The 16,690-nt window shown below is 74.3% G+C and carries 21 protein-coding genes; 20 read left to right on the top strand and 1 reads right to left on the bottom strand.

Annotation, left to right across the window (positions count from 1 at the left end):
* Positions 1-30: 30 nt before the first annotated feature.
* The 20 genes from ACFVU9_RS04745 (at position 31) to ACFVU9_RS04650 (ending at position 16,042) form a co-directional block, all read left to right on the top strand.
* On the top strand, positions 31-789 hold the full coding sequence (locus ACFVU9_RS04745) for a thioesterase II family protein (RefSeq protein WP_387589911.1): 759 nt from the start codon (positions 31-33) through the stop codon (positions 787-789).
* A gap of 178 nt (positions 790-967) precedes the next feature.
* Positions 968-1,222 (top strand): acyl carrier protein, encoded by a 255-nt coding sequence (locus ACFVU9_RS04740; RefSeq protein ID WP_380436822.1) that lies wholly within the window; start codon positions 968-970, stop codon positions 1,220-1,222.
* Positions 1,223-1,257: 35 nt separating this feature from the next.
* Positions 1,258-2,523: a beta-ketoacyl-[acyl-carrier-protein] synthase family protein gene (locus ACFVU9_RS04735; protein ID WP_387589907.1), complete on the top strand. Its 1,266-nt coding sequence runs from the start codon at positions 1,258-1,260 to the stop codon at positions 2,521-2,523.
* Positions 2,520-3,671 carry a beta-ketoacyl-[acyl-carrier-protein] synthase family protein gene (locus tag ACFVU9_RS04730; protein ID WP_387589904.1) on the top strand — a complete coding sequence of 384 codons (1,152 nt, stop codon included), beginning with the start codon at positions 2,520-2,522 and terminating at the stop codon, positions 3,669-3,671. The genes ACFVU9_RS04735 and ACFVU9_RS04730 overlap by 4 nt, the downstream gene beginning before the upstream one ends.
* Positions 3,668-4,531, top strand: a complete 864-nt coding sequence (locus tag ACFVU9_RS04725) for a beta-ketoacyl synthase N-terminal-like domain-containing protein (RefSeq protein WP_387589901.1) — start codon at positions 3,668-3,670, stop codon at positions 4,529-4,531. The genes ACFVU9_RS04730 and ACFVU9_RS04725 overlap by 4 nt, the downstream gene beginning before the upstream one ends.
* On the top strand, positions 4,528-5,391 hold the full coding sequence (locus tag ACFVU9_RS04720) for an alpha/beta fold hydrolase (protein ID WP_380505602.1): 864 nt from the start codon (positions 4,528-4,530) through the stop codon (positions 5,389-5,391). The genes ACFVU9_RS04725 and ACFVU9_RS04720 overlap by 4 nt, the downstream gene beginning before the upstream one ends.
* Positions 5,388-6,356, top strand: coding sequence for a hypothetical protein (locus ACFVU9_RS04715; protein ID WP_380505605.1), 969 nt, complete (start codon positions 5,388-5,390; stop codon positions 6,354-6,356). Before ACFVU9_RS04720 ends, ACFVU9_RS04715 begins: the two co-directional genes overlap by 4 nt.
* Positions 6,353-6,727 (top strand): hypothetical protein, encoded by a 375-nt coding sequence (locus tag ACFVU9_RS04710; protein ID WP_387589897.1) that lies wholly within the window; start codon positions 6,353-6,355, stop codon positions 6,725-6,727. The genes ACFVU9_RS04715 and ACFVU9_RS04710 overlap by 4 nt, the downstream gene beginning before the upstream one ends.
* A 1-nt stretch (position 6,728) precedes the next feature.
* Entirely contained in the window at positions 6,729-7,136 is a 408-nt protein-coding gene (locus ACFVU9_RS04705; RefSeq protein WP_380436808.1) for a hypothetical protein, read from the top strand.
* Positions 7,136-7,543, top strand: coding sequence for a hypothetical protein (locus ACFVU9_RS04700; protein ID WP_380436806.1), 408 nt, complete (start codon positions 7,136-7,138; stop codon positions 7,541-7,543). Before ACFVU9_RS04705 ends, ACFVU9_RS04700 begins: the two co-directional genes overlap by 1 nt.
* A gap of 47 nt (positions 7,544-7,590) precedes the next feature.
* Positions 7,591-8,700 carry a beta-ketoacyl synthase N-terminal-like domain-containing protein gene (locus ACFVU9_RS04695; protein WP_380436804.1) on the top strand — a complete coding sequence of 370 codons (1,110 nt, stop codon included), beginning with the start codon at positions 7,591-7,593 and terminating at the stop codon, positions 8,698-8,700.
* 80 nt (positions 8,701-8,780) lie between these two features.
* Positions 8,781-9,029 carry an acyl carrier protein gene (locus ACFVU9_RS04690; protein WP_359971072.1) on the top strand — a complete coding sequence of 83 codons (249 nt, stop codon included), beginning with the start codon at positions 8,781-8,783 and terminating at the stop codon, positions 9,027-9,029.
* Positions 9,029-9,421 (top strand): 3-hydroxyacyl-ACP dehydratase FabZ family protein, encoded by a 393-nt coding sequence (locus ACFVU9_RS04685; protein WP_380436801.1) that lies wholly within the window; start codon positions 9,029-9,031, stop codon positions 9,419-9,421. The genes ACFVU9_RS04690 and ACFVU9_RS04685 overlap by 1 nt, the downstream gene beginning before the upstream one ends.
* Positions 9,422-9,489: 68 nt before the next feature.
* Positions 9,490-9,921, top strand: coding sequence for a 3-hydroxyacyl-ACP dehydratase FabZ family protein (locus ACFVU9_RS04680; RefSeq protein ID WP_380494066.1), 432 nt, complete (start codon positions 9,490-9,492; stop codon positions 9,919-9,921).
* 15 nt (positions 9,922-9,936) lie between these two features.
* Positions 9,937-10,683, top strand: coding sequence for a 3-oxoacyl-[acyl-carrier-protein] reductase (gene fabG, locus ACFVU9_RS04675; RefSeq protein WP_380436799.1), 747 nt, complete (start codon positions 9,937-9,939; stop codon positions 10,681-10,683).
* A gap of 52 nt (positions 10,684-10,735) precedes the next feature.
* Complete coding sequence (locus ACFVU9_RS04670) at positions 10,736-11,359, top strand: 2-hydroxychromene-2-carboxylate isomerase (RefSeq protein ID WP_387589891.1); 624 nt, start codon at positions 10,736-10,738, stop codon at positions 11,357-11,359.
* A gap of 28 nt (positions 11,360-11,387) precedes the next feature.
* Entirely contained in the window at positions 11,388-11,603 is a 216-nt protein-coding gene (locus ACFVU9_RS04665; RefSeq protein WP_387589888.1) for an MbtH family protein, read from the top strand.
* Between the two features lie 156 nt (positions 11,604-11,759).
* Positions 11,760-12,479, top strand: a complete 720-nt coding sequence (locus ACFVU9_RS04660) for a thioesterase II family protein (protein ID WP_387589885.1) — start codon at positions 11,760-11,762, stop codon at positions 12,477-12,479.
* A complete protein-coding gene (locus tag ACFVU9_RS04655; RefSeq protein ID WP_380436791.1) occupies positions 12,476-13,318 on the top strand; it encodes a mycofactocin-coupled SDR family oxidoreductase in 843 nt (280 codons plus the stop codon). The genes ACFVU9_RS04660 and ACFVU9_RS04655 overlap by 4 nt, the downstream gene beginning before the upstream one ends.
* Positions 13,319-13,372: 54 nt before the next feature.
* Complete coding sequence (locus tag ACFVU9_RS04650; RefSeq protein ID WP_387589882.1) at positions 13,373-16,042, top strand: amino acid adenylation domain-containing protein; 2,670 nt, start codon at positions 13,373-13,375, stop codon at positions 16,040-16,042.
* 60 nt (positions 16,043-16,102) lie between these two features.
* Here ACFVU9_RS04650 and ACFVU9_RS04645 read toward each other — a convergent pair whose 3' ends face one another.
* A complete protein-coding gene (locus ACFVU9_RS04645) occupies positions 16,103-16,660 on the bottom strand; it encodes a hypothetical protein (protein WP_380436787.1) in 558 nt (185 codons plus the stop codon).
* Between the last annotated feature and the right edge of the window lie 30 nt (positions 16,661-16,690).

The following is a 16,690-nucleotide window of genomic DNA, read 5'->3' as shown; positions in this document are numbered from 1 at the left end:
GCACCGAACCGGACAAGGAGAACCACCCCGATGACACAGGCCACCGAGAGCATCTGGCTGCGCCGGTACCCCACCGCGGCACCCCCGCGGCTGCGGCTGCTCTGCCTGCCGCACGCCGGCGGCTCGGCCGGCTTCTTCCACGGCTGGGGGCGCGCCTTCGGCGAGGACGTCGAAGTCCTCGCCGTGCGCTACCCCGGCCGCCAGGAGCGGATCGCCGAGGACCCGTGGACCCGCCTGGAGGACCTCGCCGACGCGATCACCGCCGAGCTCGCCCCCTGCCTCGACACCCCGCTCGCCCTGTTCGGCCACAGCATGGGCGCCACCGTCGGCTACGAGATCGCGCTGCGCCTCGCGCAGCGGCACGGCATCGCCCCGGCGCTGCTGGCCGTCTCCTGCCGCAAGGCCCCGCACCTGCTGACGCCGCGCACCGCCGCCTTCGGCAGCGACGACGACCTGCTCGCCGAGGTCGGCCGGATGGGCGGCACGGACGCCGCGCTGCTGGCCGACGAGGACCTGCGCGAGCTCGTCCTGCCCGCCATCCGCGCCGACTTCCGGGCCGTCGCCGGGTACGCGCCGCGGCCCGGCGTGCCGCTGCCCTGCCCGGTGGCCGGCTACGTCGGCGACGGCGACCCCGACGTCGCCCCCGACGAGGTCGCGGCCTGGGCCGGGATCGCCCCGGCCGGCTTCGACCTGACCGTCCTGCCGGGCGGCCACTTCTACCTGGTCGAGCAGCGCGAGGCGCTCGTCGCGGACCTCCGCGCACGGCTTTCCGCGACCGTCCGCCGCTGAATTCCCGGACGCCGGTGGCAGGTTGTTGCAGCCGCCGTTGTGGGCCCGGAAACCGGGCTCGCAGAATTCCATCCGCACGGTTATTCGATCCGGCGCGGCACCCCGCGCCGCATCCCGCACCACATCCGGCAATGCATTCCGCGCGGCCCGGGAACCGGGCCGGACAAAGGAGAAGACCATGACCACCGCCACCCGCGACGAGCGCCTCGAAACCATCAAGGAAATCGTCTGCGACATTCTGGAGATCGAGGAGGACGAGGTCACCGAGACCAGCCTCTTCAAGGAGGACCACGACGCCGACTCGCTCCGCGCGATCGAGATCCTCGCCGCCCTGGAGAAGGAGTTCGGCGTCGTGATCAACCAGAGCGAGCTGCCCCGCATGGTCAACCTCACGGGCGTCTACGAGGTCGTCTCGGAGCCGGCCGGCTGGTAGTCCCGACAACGCTGCGACGGATGGGGAGGGTCGCCATGACGGCGGCAGGAAACGGCACCGGGCACACCGGGCCGCAGCGGCACCGGGTGGTGCTCACCGGGCTCGGGGTGGTGTCCAGCATCGGCCTCGGCGTCCGGGAGTTCCTCACGGGGCTCCGCGAGGGCCGCAGCGGGGCCCGGCCCATCTCGGTGTTCGACACCGAGGGCTTCGCCCACGCCAACGGGTGCGAGATCACCGACTTCGACCCGCGGGACTGGATCCGCACGCTGGAGGTCGAACAGCTCGGCCGGGCCGCGCAGTTCTCGACCGCGGCGGCCCGGATGGCCCTGGAGGACTCCGGCCTCGACCTGGCACTGCTGCGCGGCCGGCGCGGACTGATCTCCATCGGCACCACCGACGGCGAGAGCTACGACCTCGACCAGCTGGTCGAGCGCGAACTCGCCGACGGCACCGGCACCTTCGACCCGACGGCCGCCCGGCGAGTGCCGGCCGGGCGGCTGTCGGCGGCCATCGCCCAGGAACTGGGCCTGACCGACGTCGAAGCGCTGACCATCCCGACCGCGTGCTCCGCGGGCAACTACGCCATCGGCTACGGCTTCGACGCCGTCAGCTCCGGCGAGGCGGAGTTCGCCTTCTGCGGCGGCGCGGACGCGATGTGCCGCAAGACCTTCACCGGCTTCTACCGGCTCGGCACCATCGCCCCCGACCGCTGCCAGCCCTTCGACGTCGACCGCAAGGGCATCCTCACCGGCGAGGGCGCCGGCGTGCTCGTCCTGGAGCGGCTGGACTCGGCGCTGGAGCGCGGCGCCACCATCTACGCCGAGGTGCTCGGCTACGGGCTGAACTGCGACGCCCACCACCAGGTGGCCCCGGACCGGGACAGCGTCGCCGAGCTGATGCGGCTCGCCCTGGACAACGCCGGCGTCAAGCCGCAGGAGGTGGACCTCATCTCCGCGCACGGCACCGGCACCAAGGCCAACGACATCACCGAGGCCGGCGCCATCCGGCAGGTGTTCGGCGACACCCCGCCGCGCACCGTCTCGATGAAGTCGATGCTCGGCCACAGCATGGGCGCCGCCAGCGCGCTCGGCGCGATCGGCTGCGCGCTCGCGATCCGCAACCGGTTCATCCCGCCCACCATCAACCACGTCACCACCGACCCCGACTGCGACGTCGACTGCGTGCCCAACCAGGCGGTCGAGGCCGACCTGCGGATCGTCCAGAACAACGGTCTCGCGTTCGGGGGCAACAACGCGGCGGTCCTGCTCGGGCGGTACGACGCGACCAAGGAGGCGTCATGACGATCCGCCCCATCATCGGGATGGGCGCGGTCGCCGCCACCGGCACCGGTGTCGGCGAGCTCTTCGAGAACCTGTGCGCGGGCGTCTCCGGCCGCGCCGAACTGCGCGGCTTCGACCGCACCAGGTTCCGCGCCCAGCACGCGTACGAGGTCGACGACCGCCCCGCCCCGGGCGAGGACGTCCCGGGCCGGGCCGGCCGGCTGCTGCACGAGGCGATCGCCCAGGCCGCCGCCGACGCGGGCCTCGGCGAGGACCTGTCCGGCATCCCGATCCTGGTCGGCACCGGCCTGCGCGAACTGCGCTCGCTGGAGCTGTGGTGGGCCGACGGCTCGCCGTTCGCCGACTCCGGGCTGCACTTCGGCACCGGGCTGAAGGAACGCTTCAACGCCGACGTCACCCACACCTTCTCCAACGCCTGCTCGGCCTCGCTGTACGCGCTCGCGCTGGCCGGCGACCTGCTCGACCAGGAGGGCCCGGACGCGCCCGACACCGTCATCGTGGCGGGGGTCGACGTCCTCACCGAGTCCATGTACGGCCTGCTGGAGCGCGTCCACGCGACGCCCCCGGACCGGGTGCGGCCCTTCGACCGCAACCGCACCGGCGTGCTGATGGGCGACGGCGCCGCCGCGATCGTGCTGCGCCGCACCGAGGAGGGCGCCCCGCAGGTGCACGCCCGGCTGCGCGGCGTGGCCGTCAACTGCGACGCCTTCCACGTCACCGCGCCCTCCCCGGAGGGCATCGCCGAGGCCATGCACGCCGCCCACCGGCTGGCCGGCGTCAAGCCCGCCGACCTCGACCTGGTGATGGTGCACGGCACCGGCACCCTGCTCAACGACGAGGCCGAGGCCACCGCCCTGGCCGCCGTGCTCGGCGACGACGCCTCCGGCCCGCTGATGACCGCGGTGAAGTCGATGACCGGCCACACCTCGGGCGCCTCCGGCCTGATCAACCTGATCGTCGGCGTCCGGGCCCTGAACGAGGGCCGGGTGCCGCCGACCGTCGGCCTGGAGGACCCGGTGGACGAGGCCGCGAAGTTCAGCTTCGTCACCGGCGAGGCCGCCACCGACCGGACGCTGCGGCTCGCGCAGCTGAACGCCTTCGGCTTCGGCGGCATCAACGCCGTGGCCATCGTGGAGGGGACCCGATGAACGTAGTGGTCACCGGCGCCGCCGTCCTGCTGCCCGGCACCGAGACGGTCCGCGCCCTCGCCGACGGGCCCGCCCCCGGCGGGGCCCCGGTGGAGCCGGCCGCGCACGTCGGCAAGAAGGGCCTGCGCTACAAGGACCGGGCCACCCAGCTCGGTTACGCGCTCACCGCCGCCGCGCTGCGCGACGCCGGACTGCTCGGCGCGGACGAGAAGGCGGGCATCACCGTGCCGGCCGTCAGCGTCGGCGTGGTCGCCAGCTCCAACTTCGGCAACCTGGACACCGTCACCCGCGCCCTGGACACCCTGCGCGAGGGCACCGTCACGGCCACCTCGCCGATGGACCTGCCGAACGCCTCCAGCAACGTCATCGCCTCCTCGGCGGCGATCCGCTACGGGCTGCGCGGCCCCAACCTGATGGTCTGCAACGGCGAGACCTCCGGCCTGGACGCGCTGCACTGGGCCACCACCCTGATCAACGCCGGCCGGGCCGAGCGCGTCCTCGTGCTCGGCGTCGAGCCGGACAACGAGGTGGTGCGCCGGCTGCTCGGCGGCGAGCGCGCCGTCGACGGCGGGGCGGCCCTGGTGGTCGAGTCCCGCGCGGCCGCCGCCGCCCGCTCGGCGACCGTCCGCGCCGTGCTCGGCGGCTACCGCCGCGGCGCCGCCGCACCCGACGAGCGGGGCCTGCGCTGGGAGCTGCCCGCGCACCTCGGCAAGGCCTCCGGCGCCGCCGGGCTGCTCCAGGTGGCGGCCGCGGTCGGGCTCTTCGACGCCGGCGAGCCGGGCCCGGTCCAGGCCGTCACCGGCGGCGCCGGCGACGACGCCCGCGCCGACCTGCTGGTGCTCGCCCCCGAAGCGGCATGAGCGGCGACGCCGTGGCGGGCGGGCCCGACCTGCGCCCGGTCTCCGTCGAGCGGCGCACCGACGGCACCGGCCCCCGCGTGCTGCTGCTGCACGGCCTGGCCGCCAACGACAGCGTGTGGGAGCCCGCGCTCCCCGAACTGCCGGACGGCCTGCAGATGTGGACCGCCCGGCTGCCCTGGCGCACCGAGACCATCACCGGCCTCGGCACCGAGACCGACCTGGCCGGCCGGCTCGCCCAGGCGCTGGAGTCGGTGCCCGGCGGCGCCGAGGTCGTCGTCGCGCACTCGATGGCGGCCAACGTGCTGCTCGACCTGCTGGACCGCGAACTGCGGGCCGGCGTGGACGCACCGCGCAAGTACGGCCTCCGCGCGCTCGTCCTGGTCTCGCCGTTCTACCGCTCGCGCGCCGAGCAGTTCGACTGGGAGACCATCAGCTACTACCTGAACGACTTCCACCTGATCATGGAAGAGGGAATCCGGGCCCACTCCGGCGGCCGGGTCCCGGCCGACCTGCGGCGGGCCATGGGCGAGCGGGTGCGCGAACGCGTCGGCCCGTACGGCTGGTTCCGCTTCTTCGACCTGTACCTGCGCACGCCCGCGCTGGCGGCCGGCCGGCTCGCCCTGCCCACCCTGGTGCTGGCCGGCGAGAGCGACTTCGCCGCCCCGCCCGGGGAGGGCGTGGCGCTCGCCGGGGCCCTGCCCGACGCCCGCTCCCTCGTCCTGCCCGGCTGCGGGCACTTCCCGATGCTCGACGCGCCCGGGCGGTTCGCCGCCGCCGTCGCCGAGTTCGTCCACACCGTCCCGGGCCTGTCGCCGTCCGACGGCCACGCCCGACCAACCGCCCTGGAGCTCCAGCGATGACCCTCGTCACGGACACCGCCGTCAAGGCGCTGCTGACCACCTCCACCGCCACCCAGGTCCGCCCCCGCTACGAGGGCTCCAACATCTGCACCTGGATCGGCTTCAAGCACGTCAACTACCTCGTCGAGGAGGCCGTCCTCGACCACTTCCGGCAGGCCGGGCTCCCGGCCCGCGCGCTCTACGAGGAGCACGGCCTCGGCCTCGACCTGGTCTCGATCGACACCCGCATCCTGCACGCCTTCCACATGGACGACGTGGCCGAGGCCGAGGTCGTGCCGTGGACCAAGGACGAGGACGGCACGATCGGCCTCAAGGTCGTCATCCGGGTCGAGCGCGACGGCGAGGTCCTCAAGGCCGTCACCTCCAAGGTCCGCGTCTCGCTGCGGATCGACACCTACCTGGAGGCGGCCGGCGAGGTGCCCGCGCTGCTCGCCCGCTTCGCCGTCGCCAAGCTCGGCGACGACCTGGAGCGCGCGGCCGGCACCACCGCCCCCGCCGAGGAGGAGGTCCTCGCCTCGCTGACGGCCGGGCAGAACGCGTACGCGTGGAAGTGGAACATCCCGTACCCGTACTGCCACTTCACCGAGCGCATCCAGATGTCGGGCTACCTGCGGCTGATGGAGGAGGGCAAGGACCGCTTCGTCGCGGACCGCGGCATCTCCATCAAGACCCTGCTGGACGACCGCAAGTGGATCCCGGTCGTGCCGCGCTCCGACATCCGCATCCTCGACGAGGCGCTGATGGAGGAGGACCTCTACACGGTGTACACCGTCGAGGAGGTCTTCAAGGACTTCACCTACACCTCCCGCATGGACTTCTACGTCCTGCGCGACGGCGAGCTGGTCAAGACCGCGACCGGCCGCATCGTGCACGGCTACGCGGTGATCGGCAACCGCCGCGACTGGAGCCTGGTGAGCTTCGACCAGCGCGTGCTCGACGCCGTCAACGGAGTGCAGCAGGCGTGAGCGAGCTCAGCGAGATTTCCGCGAGCGGGGTCGAGGTGTGGGAGGGCTCCACGCCGCGCCTGCTGCTCATCGAGAGCCAGGGCCGCGTCGCCCAGGACGCCGGCTTCCGGCGCGACGCGGTCGCCCAGGTGCTCACCGGGCAGTCGGCGCTCCTCTTCCTCGTCCAGGACGGCGTCGTGCTCGCCGTCCCGGGCAGCGACTCCGACCTCGACCGCTTCCAGGAGGAGGGCGGGGTCCTCGCCGCGGACAGCTTCTCGCTGGCCCAGCACGGCCTGGACGGCGCGGCCCTGCGCCCCGAGCTCCGGGTGGTCGGGATGGACGTCGTGGCGGGCTGGATCCTCGATCCGGCCGTCCGGGTGGTGTGGCACTGAGGTGGCCAGACGGATCCCGCACACGGACGTGCTCATCACCCTCATGGGTGCCCCCCACGCATCGGACCAGGTCACCACCGCCCTGCGGCTGACCCAGGCCCTGTTGGAGCGCGGTGCCACCGTGCAGGTGTGGACCTGCGGCTACGCCACCCTGCTCACCCAGAAGCCGCTCGGCCCGGACAAGCCGCGCAACCTCGCCGACTGGAACCGGGAGTACCCCTCCCTCGCCACGCTCGCCGGGGAACTGCTCACCGCCCACCCGGACCGGCTCCACTGGTACGGCTGCCGGTTCTGCAGCGACGACCGCGGCGCCGTGGACCACCTCCCCCAGGTCGTGCTCCGCCCGCCGGCCGGCTACGCCGCCAACGTCGCCGCCGCGGACAAGACCCTGCTGATGGGGGTGATCTGATGGCCGGCGACCCGACGGACCCGACGGACGGCCGGGTGCTGGCCATCGTCGAACGCGGCTACCGCGGCGCGCTCGACAAGCAGTTCTTCGACGAGCTGTACCTCGCCACCGAACTGCACCGCCAGCTCGGCGGACTGGACGTCCTGCTGCGCGGCTCGGCCGCCGGCTACGCCCTGGACGCCGCGCCGCCGCCCCCGCTGCGGATCGGCAACCGCACCGTCGACACGCTCACCGACCCCCGCCAGGGCCTGCGCACACTGCTCGGCGCGGGCGTGCGGGTGCTCGTCGAGGAGCCCGACATCGCGGCGCTGCGCTCCCCGCTGCCGCTCGTCGACGGCGTCGAGCTCGCCCCGGCGGGCGCGACCGCCGCGCGCTGGGGCGAGTACCGGATGGTCGTCTTCCTCTGAACGCCCCGCCCCACTGACCCCTTGACCGAAAGGAACCGGTGACGGTCATGACCACCCTCACCACGGGCGCCGGACGCCCGGTGATCACCGCCTGGTCGGCCGTGTCGCCCTACGGCATCGGCCGCACCGCCTTCACCGAGGGCCTGCGCGAGCGCCGCGGCACCGTCACCGCGCTCGGCGCCGAACACGGCACCACCCCCGACGGGACCGGCCACGTCGTGCCCGGCTTCGCGATCCGCGAGGTGCTCGGCAAGAAGGGCACCCGCTCGATGGACCGGGTCACCGGCCTCGCCGTCACCGCCGTCGGCGCGCTGCTCGACGACGGGCCGCGCAACCGGGCCGTCGGCACCGGCGAGGGCGCCGCGTTCGCCCTCGGCACCACCACCGGCAGCGCCCAGTCGATGATGGACTTCACCCGCGACTCGCTCACCGGCGAGCAGCCCTTCTTCGTCGACCCCGCGCGCTTCCCCAACACGGTGATGAACTGCGCGGCCGGCCAGAGCGCCATCTGGTACCAGCTGAAGGGCCCCAACGCGACCATCGCCGGCGGCCGCACCGCCGGCCTGCACGCGCTCAACTACTCGCGCCGGCTGCTCGGCACCGGCCGCGCCCGGACCGTCCTGTGCGGCGCGGCCGAGGAGTTCAGCCAGGCCCGGTCCTGGCTGGAGCACCACAGCGGCGACGCGGCCGAGGCCGGCGCGCCCGCCCTCGGCGAGGGCTGCGCGATGCTCCTCGTCGAGCCGTACGCCCCCGGGGACCCGGACCAGCCGGTGCTGGCCGAACTCCTCGGCGTCGAACTGCGCGTCGTCCTCGACGGCGACCCCGCCCCCGTGCTGGCCGCCGCCCTGCGCGCGGCGCTGGAGCGGGCCGGCGTCGAACCGGGGCAGGTCGCCGCGGTGGCCCGCTCCGGCGCGCCCGGCCGTGAGGGCCGCGGCGAGGCCGAGGCCGTCCGCGAGGTGCTCGGCACCGACGGGTACGCCGACCTGACGCTGACCGGGCTGATCGGCGACACCGGGGCGGCCGCGGCCGCCTTCCAGGCCACCGCCCTGCTCTCGTACGCGGCCGACCACCCGGCCGGGGCGGCCGGACGGATCGGCGTGATCACCTCCGTAGACCGCAGCGGCACCGTCGGCTGCGCCCTGCTCGGCCTGCGCTGAGCCCCGGCTCCTCCGCACTCCCCCGAACTCCTCCGAACTCCTCCGAACTCCTCCGAACTCCTCCGAAAGGAACGGCAATCGTGCTGGACAAGGAAGAACTCCGCGCCGTGGTCGCCCAGGTACTGGACGTCGACGCCGAGGAGGTCACCGACGACGCCCGCTTCGTCGACGACCTGGAGGTCGACTCGCTGATGGCCCTGGAGATCGTCGTCGTGCTGGAGAAGAAGTACGGCGTGAAGCTGCCCGAGTCGGACCTCAAGCAGATCACCACCCTGCGCAACGCCTACGACGTCCTGCTCGGCCGGCTCGACGCGGCGAAGGCCGCCTGATGCCCGCCGCCGGCCCGCTCGGCGGCGCGGTCGAGGTGCTGCCCGCCACCGACGGGCTGCGCACCGCGGCCCGCTTCCGGGTGGAGGACACCGAGACCGTGCTGCCCGGCCACTACCCGGGCTTCCCGATCTTCCCCGGCGTCTGCCTGGTCGAGTGCACCCACCAGGGCGCGCTCGCCACCCTGCCCGCGGAGGCGAAGGGCGCCGCGCTGGCCGCCGTGGAGTCCACCCGGTTCACCGGGCCGGTCTTCCCCGGCGACGAGCTGGAGATCGCCATGGAGTGGAAGCGGACCGCGGCCGGCGACTGGCAGTGCCGGGCCAAGCTGGCCACCGGGCGCGGCCCGGCGGCGAGCGTCCGGCTGCGCTACGCCCTCGCGGAGGTGGCGGCGTGACCGGCTTCTCCGTGCCGGGTGTGATCGGCCAGCGCGACATCCGCGCCCGGCTGCCGCACCGCTTCCCGATGCTCCTGGTGGACCGGGTCGTCGACCTCGTCCCCGGCGAGCGGCTGACCGCCCTCAAGGCCGTCACCTGCAACGAGCCCTGGTACGAGAAGCTCGGCGCGGACACCCCCGCCGAGGACTTCGCCTACCCGTCCTCGCTGCTGGTCGAGTCCTGGTGCCAGTCCGCCGGGGTGCTGGCCACCTGGGACGACCCCAACCCGGACGTGCTGAGCGGGCAGGTGATGCTCTTCGGCGGCATGACCGGCGTCGAGTTCCACCGCCCCGTGCTGCCCGGCGAGGTCCTGGAGCACGTCGTCCGGCTGGACCGCCGGGTCGACGACACCGTGCTGTTCGAGGGCGAGACCCGCTCGGCCGGCGAACCCGTGATGACCGTCGGCCGGATCGTGATGGCCTTCCGCCCCGCCGAGGCGCTGCGCCCGGCCACCGTCTGAGGAGAGAGCACCACCATGTCGGACACCACCAGCCGGGTGGCCCTGGTCACCGGCGGCTCGCGCGGCATCGGCCGGGCCACCGTCACGGCGCTCGCCCGGGACGGCTTCGACGTCGCCTTCTGCTACCGCTCGGACGACGAGGCGGCGCGCAGCCTGGAGAAGACCGGCGACGAGCACGGCGTGCGGATCACCGGCACCCGGGTGGACGTCGCCGACGGCGCCGCCGTCCGGGCCTGGATCGAGGCCACCGAGGACGGGCTCGGCCCGGTCGCCGCGGCCGTCACCGCGGCCGGCATCACCCGCGACAACCCGCTCGTCCTGATGGAGGACGAGCAGTGGCGCCAGGTCATCGACACCAACCTGGACGGCGTCTACCACGTCTGCCGCGCCGTGGTGTTCGGCATGATGAAGCGCCGCGGCGGCGCGATCGTCAACATCTCCTCGGTCGCCGGGGTCTACGGCCACGGCACCCAGACCAACTACTCGGCGTCCAAGGCCGGGATCATCGGCTTCACCCGCGCCCTGGCCAAGGAGAGCGGCCGCGCCGGCATCCGGGTCAACGCCGTCGCCCCGGGCTTCATCGAGACCGACATGGTCGCCGCGATGAACGACAAGGCCCGCAAGGAGGCACTGACCTCGATCCCGCTGCGCCGCATGGGCACCGCGGAGGAGGTCGCCGACCTGGTCGCCTACCTGGTCTCGGACAGGGCCGCGTACATCACCGGCGCGGTCCTCCAGATCGACGGCGGCATCACCATCTAGCCCGGACGGCCGGGCAGTTCGAACCACCCGTTCAGAAAGGCTGGAGGCGGCGATGGCACGACGTGCACCGCGCTGGTACTTCTCCTTCCGCAGCCCCTACTCCTGGATGGCCTACCGCGACCTGGTCGACCACCACCCGCAGGAGGCCGAGCGGATCGAGTGGCTGCCGTTCTGGGAGCCGGACCCGTCTGCCCAGGACGAGCTGGAGCAGAGCAACATCCGGCTCCCGTACGTCCCGATGTCCAAGGAGAAGCACCTCTACATCCTGCAGGACGTCCGGCGCCTGGCCCGGGCCCGCGACCTGGAAATGGTCTGGCCGGTCGACCCGGCCCCGCGCTGGGAGGTCTCGCACCTCGCCTACCTGGCCGCCGAACGGCGGGGCGTCGGGCGGGAGTTCATCGCCGAGACGTACCGCACCCGGTGGGAGCGCGGCGAGGACATCTCGCGGCCCGACACCATGCGCAAGATCGCCGAGACCATCGGCGCCGACCCGGAGGCGCTGGCCCGGGCCCACGAGGACCCGGAGATCCGCGAGCTCGGGATGGCCGCGCTGGGCTCCCTGCACCGCGACGGCGTGTTCGGCGTGCCGTTCTTCATCTGCGGCTTCGACAAGTACTGGGGCGTGGACCGGCTGCCGGACTTCCTCCGGCGCCTGCAGTCGCTCAAGGTCTCCTGACCCACCACCACCGAAGGAAGGGCCCACCATGGCCAGCAACCCGTTCGAGAACGACGACGCCCGCTACCTGGTCCTCGTCAACGAGGAGAACCAGCACTCGCTCTGGCCCTCCTTCGCCGAGGTCCCGGCCGGCTGGACCTCCGTGTTCGGCGAGGACGGCCGCCAGGCCTGCCTCGACTACATCACCGAGCACTGGACCGACATGCGGCCGAAGTCCCTGGCCGACGCCATGAACGCCGCCTGAACCACCCCGTCCGGCCGGCGGGCGGCGGGCGTTGGCAGCAATCTGCAACGCCCGTTGCCCGCGCTCGGGGCCCGGTGACAGCGTGGACGTCCGGCCGCCCCCGGGCGGCCACGCCCCCGGTCACCGTGCAGCCACCACGCAGCTTCCCAGAAAGCGATGCCGCTCATGACCCACTCCCTGGTGTGCCTGCCCTTCGCGGGGGGCGGCGCCGGCTTCTACCGCGGGTGGAAGAACCTCCCCGCCCACGCCCCGCGCATCGTCCCGCTCCAACTGCCCGGCCGCGAGGAGCTGTTCCTCGACGAGCCGTTCACCGACGCGGCGACCGCCGCCGCCGCGCTCGCCCCGCGGGTCGCGGAGCTGGCCGACGGTCCGGTCGCGCTGTTCGGGCACAGCCTCGGCGCGGTGCTCGCCTTCGAGCTCGCCCGCGCACTGGAGCAGCAGCCCGCGGTCGACCTCGTCCACCTCTTCGTCAGCGGCTCGCCCGGCCCGTGGACCCCGCGCACCTGCCGCGCCACCGGCCTGGACGACGACGCCTTCCTCGCCCGGGTCCAGGAGTTCGCCGGCTACCAGCACGACGCGCTGGCCGACCCGGACATGCGCGAACTGCTGCTGCCGATCCTGCGCGCGGACGTCGGGATGCACGAGGACTACCGGCCCGCGACGGACGAGCCGCTGCGCACCCCGATCACCTCGCTGCGCGCCACCGGGGACACCCTGGTGACCCGCGAGCAGGCCGGGGAGTGGCGCGCGGCCACCACCGCCGCGTTCCGGCTGGTGGAGCCGGAGGGCGGCCACATGTACCTCACGGAGTCGCCGCTGCCGGTGGTCGACGCCGTCGCGGCCGCGCTCGCCGCTCCCTCGGGCGCCGCCTCGTGAACGAGCCCGCCACCGGCCGGCTGAGCGGCAGGACGGCCCTCGTGACCGGCGCCGCCCGCGGCCTGGGCCGCTCGTGCGCCGTCCGGTTCGCCGCCGAGGGCGCCGACCTGGTGCTGGTCGACGTCGCCGGGGACCTCGACGGCGTGCCCTACCCGCTCGGCTCGCAGGGCCAGCTGGCGCACACCGCCGAGCTCTGCCGGGCGCACGGCGCGGCCGTCCACACCGTCGCCGCCGACGTCCGCGACCCGGCCGACGTCACCCGCGCCGCCGAGCAGGCGCTGGACCGCTTCGGCACCGTCGACGTGCTGCTCAACAACGCCGGCATCGCCGCGCCCTCGGGCAAGGCCGTCCACGAGATCGCCGAGGACGAGTGGGACCTCATGGTCGGCATCGACCTCACCGGCGCCTGGCGGATGATGAAGGCGGTCGTGCCCGCCATGGTCGAGCAGCGCTCCGGCAGCGTGATCAACGTGGCCTCCACCGCCGGGCTGGTCGGCTACCGGCACTTCGCCGGGTACGTCGCCGCCAAGCACGGCCTGATCGGCCTCACCAAGGCCGCCGCGCTCGACTACGCGCCCTTCCGGGTCCGGGTCAACGCCCTGTGCCCCGGCTCGGTGCGCGACGACCCGCTGCACGAGGGCCGGATGCTCGCCGAGATCGCCCGCTCGCTGGACGTCGCCGTCGACGAGCACGAGGAGATCTTCGTCCAGGCGCAGCCGATGAACGCCCTCATCGAGCCGCAGGACATCGCCGGCGCCGCGCTCTGGCTGGCCGGCGACGACTCCCGGCAGGTCACCGGGACCACGCTCACCGTCGACGGCGGCTTCAGCGCCCGCTGACCGCCCGCCCACGTCCCGCACGCCCGTTCGCCCCACCGTCAGGAGTGTCCGTCCATGTCGAGAAGTCAGGCCGCGTCCTGCCACAGCCTGGTGGTCCGGCTGCCGGGCGCCGTCGAGGCCGGGGAGCTGGCGCGGCGGCTGCGCACCGCCGCCGGCCGGGCCCGCGCCGAGCTGGCGGGCCTGCCGCTGTGGGAGGAGCGGGTGGGCCTGCCCGCCGGCCACCCGCGGGCGGCCGCCCGGGCCCGGCGCGAGGCCGAACGCCCGCTGCGGGCCGCCGGGCCGCCGCTGCGCGCGGTGCTGCTGCGCTACGCCGACGACGCGGCGGACCTGGTGCTCGTCGCGCGGCACGAACTGGCCGTCGACGGTGCCGCGTTGACCTTCGCCGAGGCCGAACCCGGGGCCTCCGCCACGCCCGTCCCGCCTGTCGCGCTGGAGTGGGGCCTGGGCGAGCCAGCCGCGGCCGGGGCCGTCGCGGAGCTCCCGCTGCCGGACGGCCTGCCGGGTGACGCCACGCTGCTCGTCGGCGCCGCCGCCCTGGTGCTCGCCCGGTACGGCACGGGCGCTCCGGTGGACGAGGCGCAGGACGTGTCGGCCTACCTGGCCGGACGACCCGCGTACGAGGGCGGCGTGCTCGACCTCGGCGGCATCGGCGTGCTGGTCGAGGAGGCCCGCGCGGGCCAGTGGCGGGTGGCGCAGCTGGCGCCGGCACTGCCCGGCCTGCTGCACCTCACCGTCGGTGCGGACGGCACGGCGGCCGGGGTGCTGCGCCACCGGCCGAGCGAGCTGGCGCCGGTCGTCGCCTCGCGATTCGCCGACCACGTCGCCCACGTGGCGCGGCAGTTGGCGGCGGACCCGGGCCGGGCGCTGGAGACCGTCGAGCTGCTCACCCCGGCCGAGGCGGAGCACGTCCTGGCCCTCGGTGTCACCCCGCCGGCCGGGAGCCCCGCGTCCGCCGTCCGCACGATCGACGGGCTCTTCGCCGACGTGGTCCGCGAGCGGCCGGACGCCGTCGCGCTCACCGCCGGCGAGACGAGCCTGCGCTACGCCGAGCTGGACGCCCTCGCCGAGCGCACCGCCGCCGGGCTGCGCGCCCTCGGCGTGGCCCCCGGCTCGATGGTCGGCGTCGCCCTGGAGCGCGACGCGGACCTGGTGATCAGCCTGCTCGGCGTGCTCAAGGCCGGCTGCGCGTACGTGCCGATGGACCTGCGCTACCCCGAGGACCGGCTGCGCTACACCGTCGGCAACGCCGGGGCGGGCGTCGTCATCGGCACCGGCGGGGGCCTCCCGGCGGACCTGGACGGCGTGCGCGTCGTCACCCCGGCGGAACTGCGCGCGCTCGGCGACGCGGCCCCGGCCGCGCCCCGCGCCGAGGACGGCGCCGCGCCCGCCTACGTCATCTACACCTCCGGCTCCACCGGCCGCCCCAAGGGCGTCGTCATCCCGCACCGCAACGTCGCCGCGCTGGTCGAGGCCACCCGCGGGGACCTGCGGCTCGGCCCGGACGACGTGTGGACGCTGTTCCACTCCAGCGCCTTCGACTTCTCGGTCTGGGAGATCTGGGGCTGCCTGCTCACCGGCGGCCGGCTCGTCGTCGTCGACCACTGGACCACCCGGGACCCCGAGCTGTTCCACGCCCAGCTGGTCCGCGAGCGGGTCACCGTCCTGAGCCAGACGCCGTCGGCCTTCGCCCAGCTGGTCGAGACCGACCGGCCGGCGCCCGCCGACGCGCTCGCCGTGCGCCTGGTGGTGTTCGGCGGCGAGCCGCTGGACGTGCGGATGCTCGCCCCCTGGTTCGCCCGGCACTCGCCCACCGCCTGCCGGCTGGTCAACATGTTCGGCATCACCGAGACCACGGTGCACGTCACCGCGCACACCGTGACCCCGGCCGACGTCCTCGCCACCGGGCGCAAGGTCGGCCCGGCGCTGCCCGGCTGGTCGCTGTCGGTGCGCGACCCGCGCGGGCGGCTGCTGCCGGTCGGCGTGCCCGGCGAGATCTGGGTGGGCGGCGCCGGCGTCGCCGACCGCTACCTCGGGCAGCCGGAGCTGACCGCCCGGCGGTTCGTCGAGGACCCGTACGGCGGCGGCCGGATCTACCGCAGCGGCGACCGCGGCCGGCTGCGCCCGGACGGCGCCCTGGACCACCTGGGCCGGCTGGACAGCCAGGTCAAGGTGCGCGGCCACCGGATCGAGCTGGACGAGATCCGCAACGTGCTGCTGGGCCACCCCGACGTGACCGGCGCGGCCACCGTGCTCAACCACGAGACCCCCGGCGACGCGGCCACCGCCCGGATCGACGCCTACGTGGCGCTGCGCGGCACGGCCGCCCCGGCCGACGTCCTCGCGCACGCCCGCGGAGTGCTGCCCGGGTACATGGTGCCCGCCTCGGTCACCGCCGTGCCGGCGATCCCGCTGACCATCAACGGCAAGGTGGACACCGCCGCGCTGCCCGCGCCCGGCGCCGCCGCGGCCCCGGCCGGGGCCGGCGCGGCCACGGCCGGTGCGGACCCGCTGACCGACCAGGTCCTCAAGCTGTGGAGCCACGCGCTCGGCGCCGAGGTCGGGCTCCAGGACAATTTCTTCGAGCTCGGCGGGAATTCCCTGCTGGTGATCCGGGTGCTCCGGGAAATGCGCGACCAGGGACTCCCCAAGGTGACCACCCAGGACTTCTACCGGAACTCGACGGCGGGCCGGTTCGTGGAACTCGTCCGGGACGCCAGGGGCTGATACCGGGAAGAACGGAAAGGCCCGAAAGCAAAGGGCCCCGGGCTGACCGCCCGGGGCCCTTCAGGCCGTTCCGTCGACGCGTTTCTTGACCGCCGCCAGGAGCGCGATCCGAATCATTCCGCTGGGAATGCGGATGACCTTCCAGTACCGCCCGAAACTGCGTTTCGCCGCGTCGTCGGTGGCCAGGATCCTGGTCTCGGTGGAGAGCACCCCGCCGGCGCAGCGCAGGGTGAAGACGACCTTGGTGCAGCCCGGCTCCGCGTAGTCCCTGAAGACCTCGGCCATCGGCTGCTCCGGGGTGACGGGACCGGCCGGCGAGCCGATCCCCCCGTACACCAACTCGTCGTCGGACAGGGCGAGTACGGTCTCGCCGCCCATCGCGAAGTCGTCCAGGACCCGGCCGTCCGGGCGCAGCTTGTTCTTGGTGAACGCGAGCAGGAAGCGGGCCACCGGGGCCTCCCGCCAGGTCATCTCGCGGGCCGCCGCCAGCACCTCCTCCGGGGGCGCGGTGACGGCCACCCAGTGGTGTTCGCGGAAATGCCATTCCGGCATGTAGCGGTCGACCAGCTCCCCCTTCGGAGGGGTCGGCCCGGACTCCTTCGTGCCGTTCTCCTTCATGCCGCGACGCTAGCACGCGGCCCGGCGGCC

It is taken from the genome of Kitasatospora sp. NPDC057936, assembly GCF_042887525.1.
GTDB lineage: Bacteria > Actinomycetota > Actinomycetes > Streptomycetales > Streptomycetaceae > Kitasatospora.
Note: the sequence above shows the minus strand (reverse complement) of the source record. Positions and strands in the feature narration are given on the sequence as shown.